General features: G+C 70.0%; 9 protein-coding genes. 3 read left to right on the forward strand and 6 right to left on the reverse strand.

Features of this window, described 5'->3' with window-relative positions; all coding sequences use genetic code 11:
• Window positions 1-190 precede the first annotated feature (190 nt).
• Entirely contained in the window at window positions 191-460 is a 270-nt protein-coding gene (locus D7V80_RS39765) for a hypothetical protein (RefSeq protein ID WP_147447378.1), read from the forward strand.
• Window positions 461-507: 47 nt separating this feature from the next.
• Here D7V80_RS39765 and D7V80_RS39770 read toward each other — a convergent pair whose 3' ends face one another.
• Entirely contained in the window at window positions 508-885 is a 378-nt protein-coding gene (locus tag D7V80_RS39770; RefSeq protein WP_043324627.1) for a response regulator, read from the reverse strand.
• A 359-nt stretch (window positions 886-1244) separates the two neighbouring features.
• On the opposite strand from D7V80_RS39770, the gene egtB reads away from it, so the two are divergent.
• Together egtB and egtD are read left to right on the forward strand one after the other, a co-directional pair.
• Window positions 1245-2579: an ergothioneine biosynthesis protein EgtB gene (egtB, locus tag D7V80_RS39775; protein ID WP_120592985.1), complete on the forward strand. Its 1335-nt coding sequence runs from the start codon at window positions 1245-1247 to the stop codon at window positions 2577-2579.
• Window positions 2580-2586: 7 nt separating this feature from the next.
• Window positions 2587-3609 carry an L-histidine N(alpha)-methyltransferase gene (egtD, locus tag D7V80_RS39780; RefSeq protein WP_120592986.1) on the forward strand — a complete coding sequence of 341 codons (1023 nt, stop codon included), beginning with the start codon at window positions 2587-2589 and terminating at the stop codon, window positions 3607-3609.
• 98 nt (window positions 3610-3707) lie between these two features.
• Here egtD and D7V80_RS39785 read toward each other — a convergent pair whose 3' ends face one another.
• The 5 genes from D7V80_RS39785 to D7V80_RS39805 all read right to left on the reverse strand — a co-directional run.
• On the reverse strand, window positions 3708-3899 hold the full coding sequence (locus D7V80_RS39785) for a hypothetical protein (protein ID WP_014400841.1): 192 nt from the start codon (window positions 3897-3899) through the stop codon (window positions 3708-3710).
• A gap of 263 nt (window positions 3900-4162) precedes the next feature.
• Window positions 4163-4612, reverse strand: a complete 450-nt coding sequence (locus tag D7V80_RS39790; RefSeq protein ID WP_120592987.1) for a CoA-binding protein — start codon at window positions 4610-4612, stop codon at window positions 4163-4165.
• Between the two features lie 50 nt (window positions 4613-4662).
• Entirely contained in the window at window positions 4663-5223 is a 561-nt protein-coding gene (locus D7V80_RS39795) for a hypothetical protein (protein WP_120592988.1), read from the reverse strand.
• 2 nt (window positions 5224-5225) lie between these two features.
• Entirely contained in the window at window positions 5226-5672 is a 447-nt protein-coding gene (gene bacM / locus D7V80_RS39800) for a bactofilin BacM (protein ID WP_014400844.1), read from the reverse strand.
• A gap of 3 nt (window positions 5673-5675) precedes the next feature.
• A partial coding sequence (locus D7V80_RS39805) for a ParB/RepB/Spo0J family partition protein (RefSeq protein ID WP_120592989.1) occupies window positions 5676-6478 on the reverse strand: 803 nt, incomplete at its 5' end.

A 6478-nucleotide genomic window follows, 5' to 3' on the forward strand; every position in this document is an offset into this window, starting at 1 on the left:
CGGCCAGGGGCCCTTCACCCCCCTTGCCCTGCCTGCCATACGGCCAGTCATTTCTTCCCCTACGATCGAGTCCAGTCCGTAACTTCTTCAGACGTCACGGCCGACCCACCGCGAAAGTGCCCGGAATTCCCGGGAGCGGCGGGCGGGCACGCGGTTCGCAAGAGCGAAGGAGCGTCGAGGAACCCACCCCGTGTCCCAGTCTTCCGCAAGAAACCGCCTGGTCCTGCCGTACCGCGTCCACTACGCGCCGCCTGCGTGGCGGGAAGTGGGACGGATGTCCTCCGAGGCCTTCGAGGCCTTGCAGCAGACCCTGGCGCGGCTGGCGGAGCGGTCGAAGTCACACGACTCGGTGGCGGGACCCGCGCGGCACCGCGTGGAGGGCCACGACCTGGAGCTCGTCTACGAGAAGGACCCTCGCGCCAGCACGCTCACGCTGCTCGCGGTGACGCGGCTGGGCTGACACGCGAAGGAAGCCCATGGGCCCCGCATCCCGCGAGGCCCCCGGGTTCACGCGCTCCGGCCGGACAGCCGGCCCACGGTGGCCAGCAGCTCGTCTGGGACGATGGGCTTCTTCAGCAGGCCGCCCGTGTCCGGCAGCGCCTCCGCGCCCACGCCCGACAACAGCAGCACCGGCACGGCCTTCAGCCGGGGCCAGTCCGCGCGCAGGTGGCGCAGGAACTCCGGGCCGTCCATCACCGGCATCCTCAGGTCCAGGAGGATGAGGCTCGGCGGGGGCAGGTGCTTGAGCTCGTCCAGCGCCTCGCGGCCATTCGCGGCGACGGCCACCTCGTAGCCGTCGGCTTCCAGGATTTCGGCGATGGCGGCGCGAGCATCCTCGTCGTCCTCCACCACCAGCACGGGCTTGTGCGGCACGGGCTGAACCATGTCCCGCAGCATAGAGACCCCCTCCCCCACACGGACACGGCTTCCCGGAATACCCAGACAACTGGTGGACAGATGGCCACCCTGGAGGATGACCCCCTTGGAGCCCGAACGGCCACTCCAGGCGAGTGGGGACACAGGTGACGGCTGCTGGACCCGGGCCGTCATCCAGGGACATCTTTTGGACAGAAACGAACTCTTCGGTCCAGAATTCACCGACAGGGCTTTCTTCCTCGGCTAGGACTCCGCGTCACCGCGGAGGGGAAGCAGGCTCGCAAACGTGTGCTCCCTCACGGGTCTGTCCCACCAGGGGCCCCGGGGGGTTAGCGGGGCCTGGAGCCCCTTCCTACCTTGGGCCGACCATGTCGCTGAGGAGCCAGGAACAAGGGAGCGCCCGGGTCAGCCAGGCCGTGCCGTGGAAGGTCCGGGCCTGGCGGGAGCTGGAGGCGGGGCGGGAGCGCATCCAGGCGATGCTCGCGCCGCTGCCGGAAGCGGAGCTGATGCGGCAGCACTCGCCGCTCATGTCCCCGCTGGTCTGGGACGTGGCCCACGTGGCGAATTACGAAGAGCAGTGGCTCTTGCGCGCGCTGGGGGCTCCGGCCTTCACCGACCCCGCGTTCGACGCCATCTACGACGCCTTCCGCCACCCGCGGAACACGCGCTCCACGCTGCCCCTGCTGGAGCCGGAGGCCGCCTGGGCCTACGCCACCCGCGTGCGCGCGGCGGTGGCCGCGCACCTGGAGACGCTGCCCGAGGACAGCGTGGATCCGTTGATCCACGGCGGCTTCGTCTTCGGCATGGTGGCGCAGCACGCGCAGCAGCACGCGGAGACGCTGGCCGCCACGCTGCAGCTGATGACGCACGTGGAGTACCACCCGGTGGAGGCGCTGCGTCCCCAGCCCGGCGCGGTGCCGCAGCACGAGGTCTTCATCCCCGGCGGCCCGGTGCGCCTGGGCAGCGACGACCCGTGGGCCTACGACAACGAGCGTCCCCGGCACGTCGTGGAGCTCAAGCCTTTCCTCCTGGACGCGCATCCGGTCACCACGGGGGACTTCCTCGTGTTCGTGGAGTCCGGCGGCTACGAGGATCCGCGCTGGTGGGATCCGAAGGGCTTCGCGTGGATCCAGGCGGAGCGGATCCGCCATCCGCTCTTCTGGATTCCGCAGGGCCACCACGTCTGGCTGCGCCGCCGCTTCGGCACGGTGGAGCCGCTGCCCAAGGACGAACCCGTGCAGCACGTGTCCTGGTACGAAGCGGACGCGTACGCGAGATGGGCCGGCAAGCGCCTGCCCACCGAAGCCGAGTGGGAGAAGGCCGCGCAGGGCAGTGACGGCGTCTCACGCGCGCACCCCTGGGGAGATGCCGCGCCCACGGACGCGCACGCCAACCTGGGCGGGGCGCGCTGGGGGCCGTCGCCCGTGGGCAGCCACCCTTCCAGCCGCAGCGCGGACGGTGTCTGGGGATTGCTGGGCGACGTCTGGGAATGGACCGCCAGCGACTTCCAGCCGTACGCGGGCTTCCGGGCCTTTCCGTACCGCGAGTACTCGGAGGTCTTCTTCGGCGACACATCCAAGGTGCTGCGCGGCGGTGCCTGGGCGAGCGCGCCGGTGGCGGTGCGCAACAGCTTCCGCAACTGGGACTTCCCCATCCGCCGGCAGATCTTCGCCGGCTTCCGCTGTGCACGCGACGTGAAGTGAGGGTCACATGAGGATGAGGTCGGAGCAGGGCGAGGCACGCGTCGCGGACGGCTACGCGGCGCCCGGTGTGCAGGTGGACGTGCACGTGCAACCCGGTGACGCGCGGCGCTCGCTGCGCGCGGAGGTCCTGGAGGGGCTCTGCCACGGGCCCAAGGAGCTGAGCCCCAAGTGGCTCTACGACGAGCGCGGCAGCCAGCTCTTCGACGACATCACCCGCCTGCCGGAGTACTACCCCACGCGCCGCGAGCGGGAGATCCTCCGCGCCCACGCGGACGACGTGGCCCGGCTGAGCGGCGCGGACACGCTGGTGGAGCTGGGCAGCGGCACCAGCGAGAAGACGCGCCTGCTCCTGGACGCCATGGACGCGGCCGGACAGCTCAAGCGCTTCGTGCCCTTCGACGTGAGCGAGGCCTTCCTGCGCAAGGCCGCGGAGGGCCTGGCGCGCGAGTACCCGCGCATCGCCGTGCACGCGGTGGTGGGCGACTTCGAGCAGCACCTGGGCCGCATCCCGGGCGGCGGCCGGCGGCTCATCGCCTTCCTGGGCGGCACCATCGGCAACCTGAAGCCCGCGCAGCGCGCGCTGTTCCTGCGGGAGCTGGCGTCCGGGCTGAAGCCCGGGGACGGCCTCTTGCTGGGCACGGACCTGATCAAGGACCGCGAGCGCCTGTTCGCCGCCTACAACGACAGCGCGGGCGTGACGGCGGACTTCAACCGCAACGTGCTGCGCGTGCTCAACCGCGAGCTGAACGCGGACTTCGACCCGGAGGCCTTCGAGCACCTGGCCCCGTTCGACGAAACGAACAAGTGGATCGAGATGCGCCTCATCTCACGCAAGCCCCAGTCCGTGTGGCTGAAGGACCTGGAGCGGCGCGTGGAGTTCGCGGAAGGCGAATGTCTGCGCACGGAGGTGAGCTGCAAGTTCTGTCGCGAGCAGGTGCAGGCGGAGCTTGGCGAAGCGGGCCTCGACCTGGCCGCGTGGTGGACGGACGCGGACGGAGACTTCGCGCTGTCGCTGGCGATGAAGCGCTGAGCAGCAGGGCCGCTCTTGCTGGGGCCGCCCGGCGCTGCTCTTCGCGGCGCCGGGTCAGGGCCCGGATCCAGACGGTGACGACGGGTGCGGCGGGCGGCCTAGCGGCGGCGCGGAGGATCGCGGCGCACCGGCACCGGCACCGGAGCCGGCTGCTGCTGCGGGCGGGTCCACGCGGCCCAGAGCGCGGCGGCCGCGGTGATGACCAGTCCCCCCGCCGCTGCTAGCTGCTCACCCAGGGGCCCGATTTCCACGGCGGCCAGGGGGAGGGGAAGCATCTCGGTGAGCGTCATGCGCGGACTCCTTACGAGGGGCACAGCGTGAAGACCCGGGACGGGCAGGGGCTCGACACAGGTCGGGAAGCTAAGGTTAGGAAGTCGGAAGGCTTTCGGGAAGTCCCGGGGACTCCAGCTGACAGGACGTGGACGGAATTGCACCCCGGGCCGGGCCCGAAGTCCATCCCCTGCCAGTCGCAGTCACCCGAAACATCACGCTCCTCACGTAATGGGGACACCCGGGCCGCGCAGGACGTTCCCGGGTTCTGCTGCGTCGCCGCTTATCGGGCGTCCGGGTGGCGCTTCTTCCACTCCACCTTCATGCAGTGGTCCTGCACCACGCGGATGCCCGCGCGCGCCAGCCGCTCGGCCGCGGCGTCGTTGCGGATGCCCAGCTGGAACCATACGGCATACGGCTTCTTCGCCAGCATCGCGTCCACGTGCGCGTTGATGTCGTCCGGCCGCAGGAACACCTGCACCACGTCCACGTCTCCGGGCAGGTCCGTCAGCGAGATGGAGATGGGCGTGCCCAGGATGCTCCCCTGCTCGCCGTGCGTGGGCACGGGCAGGATGACGAAGCCGTGGTCCTGGAGGAACCTGGGGATGGCGTGCGCGGGCTTGTCCGCCTGCGCTTCCGGCCGGATGCCCAGCACGGCGATGCGCTTCGTGCGCGCGAGCAGCTCGCCAATGCCTTCCGCGTCGTCGATGAGGTTCTTGCGCCAGTCGTCCATGAGGCCTCCCGCTCCTTCATAAGGAGGCCGCGGCCCTCACGCAGGGACTGTCAGCGGGGCGCGGCCTGGACCTGGATGGTACGGCAGGCCTCGGTGGCCAGGCGGACTTCCTCGGCGGTGGCGCCAGGGAGGCTGGCGCAGAGGAACAGGTCGTCCCCCACGCGCCGGGCGCCGAAGAACGCGGGCGCCTCCGGGCCCACGCCGCCGTCCGCCAGGGACGGGGCCATGGTCACGCGCAAGAGGGCGAAGGACGGGGTGTCCTCCTCCTGGTCCAGCGACAGCGTGAACTGCTTCATCTGCTGACGGACGTTGTCCGCCAGCGTCTCCGAGGAGGGCATCTGCTCGCCCTGCCCCGGCTTCAAATCCACGCGCAGCGCCGGGCGGCCGGGAGGGCCCGCCTGGAAGCTGCCGTCGGTGGCCACCTGCGCGGACCAGCCCGGCGGCAGCGGCACCTTCACACCTGAGCGCAGCCCCGCGTCCTCCGCCGCGATGTCGTCGACCGGCGTCTTCTTCTGGCAGCCCTCGCAGCCGCCGAACAGGACGCCGAGCGAGACGAGCCCGAGGCCGATGAGCCCCGGGGTCTTCCGCGCGTGGGACGCGAGCACGCGCACCGTTACTTCTTCTCTCCGGGCGGGGGCGGGTTTCCGCCGCCCTTGCCGATGTTCTCCATCTTGAGGGAGCCCTCGAAGATGACGCCGCGGTCCATGGAGAGCGACGGCGTCTCCAGGTTGCCCTTCACGCGGCCCGGCTGCTTCAGCTCGATGAGCTGCGTGGCGCGCACGTTGCCTTCCACGGTGCCGTTGATGATGACGGTGCCGGCCTGGATCTCCGCCTGCACGCGGGCGCCGTCGCCAATGACGAGCACGTCCTTGGTGACAATCTGCCCGTTGAACTTGCCGTCGATTCGAACCTGACCCTCGAAGGTGAGCTTCCCCTCGAACTCGCTTCCCTTACCCAGAAGCGTGTGAACCTCACCCGGACGCGTCGACACGAAATCCTCCTCCCGTTTGAACAGGGGCTTGCTGGGTGCTTCGTCTTTCTTCCCGCCAAGGAGCGCCACGCCCTACTCCTTCCTCAGAAGCTTCAACAACCTGTCGAGGTCATCGTAGGAGAAGAAGTCGACTTCCAGGGTGCCTTTTCCCGGGCTTTTCTCCGACAGACGGACCTTTGTTCCCAACCGACGCTGCAGCTCCTCGGTGAGCGCCTTCACCTGCGGGCTCACCTTGGGCGCCGGCTTTCCTGAATCCTTGCCGCCCTTCGCGGACTTGCCCTGCTGCACCAGCCGCTCCGTGTCGCGCACGGACAGCTTCTTCTCCGTCACCTGCTTCGCCAGGTTCTGGAGCTCCGGCAGCCGGGGCACGCCGAGCAGCGCGCGAGCGTGGCCCATGCTGAGCGACCCGTCCGCCACCATGGCCTTCACGTCCGGGGGCAGGGCCAGGAGGCGCAGCGCGTTCGCGACGGTGGAGCGCTCCTTGCCGACCTTCTGGGCCACCTGCTCCTGCGTGAGCTTGAACTCCTCCACCAGGCGCCGGTAGCCGTCCGCCTCTTCAATGGGGTTCAAGTCCGCGCGCTGGAGGTTCTCCACCAGGGCGAGCTCGAAGGACTCGGCCTCCGTGACCTCGCGCACGATGGCGGGGATTTCCTTCAGGCCCGCGGCCTGGGACGCGCGCCAGCGGCGCTCGCCCGCGATGATGAGGTAGCCGTCGCCGCCCTTGTTCGGGTTCTTGCGGACGAGGATGGGCTGGAGCAGCCCCTGCGCCTTGATGGACTCGGTGAGCTCGTGGAGCTTCGTCTCGTCGAAGTGGCGGCGGGGCTGGAGCGGGTCGCGGTGGATGGACTCGATGGCCAGCTTGAGCACGCCGGGCT

The organism is Corallococcus sp. CA054B (assembly GCF_003611625.1).
In the GTDB taxonomy this organism is placed as follows: domain Bacteria; phylum Myxococcota; class Myxococcia; order Myxococcales; family Myxococcaceae; genus Corallococcus; species Corallococcus coralloides.

Bases quoted from the DNA above. Each gene is read 5' to 3' on its own strand.
- D7V80_RS39770 (WP_043324627.1), bottom strand. From the start codon at position 885: ATGGTTCAGCCCGTGCCGCACAAGCCCGTGCTGGTGGTGGAGGACGAC.
- egtB (WP_120592985.1), top strand. From the start codon at position 1,245: ATGTCGCTGAGGAGCCAGGAACAAGGGAGCGCCCGGGTCAGCCAGGCC.
- egtD (WP_120592986.1), top strand. From the start codon at position 2,587: ATGAGGATGAGGTCGGAGCAGGGCGAGGCACGCGTCGCGGACGGCTAC.
- D7V80_RS39785 (WP_014400841.1), bottom strand. From the start codon at position 3,899: ATGACGCTCACCGAGATGCTTCCCCTCCCCCTGGCCGCCGTGGAAATC.
- D7V80_RS39790 (WP_120592987.1), bottom strand. From the start codon at position 4,612: ATGGACGACTGGCGCAAGAACCTCATCGACGACGCGGAAGGCATTGGC.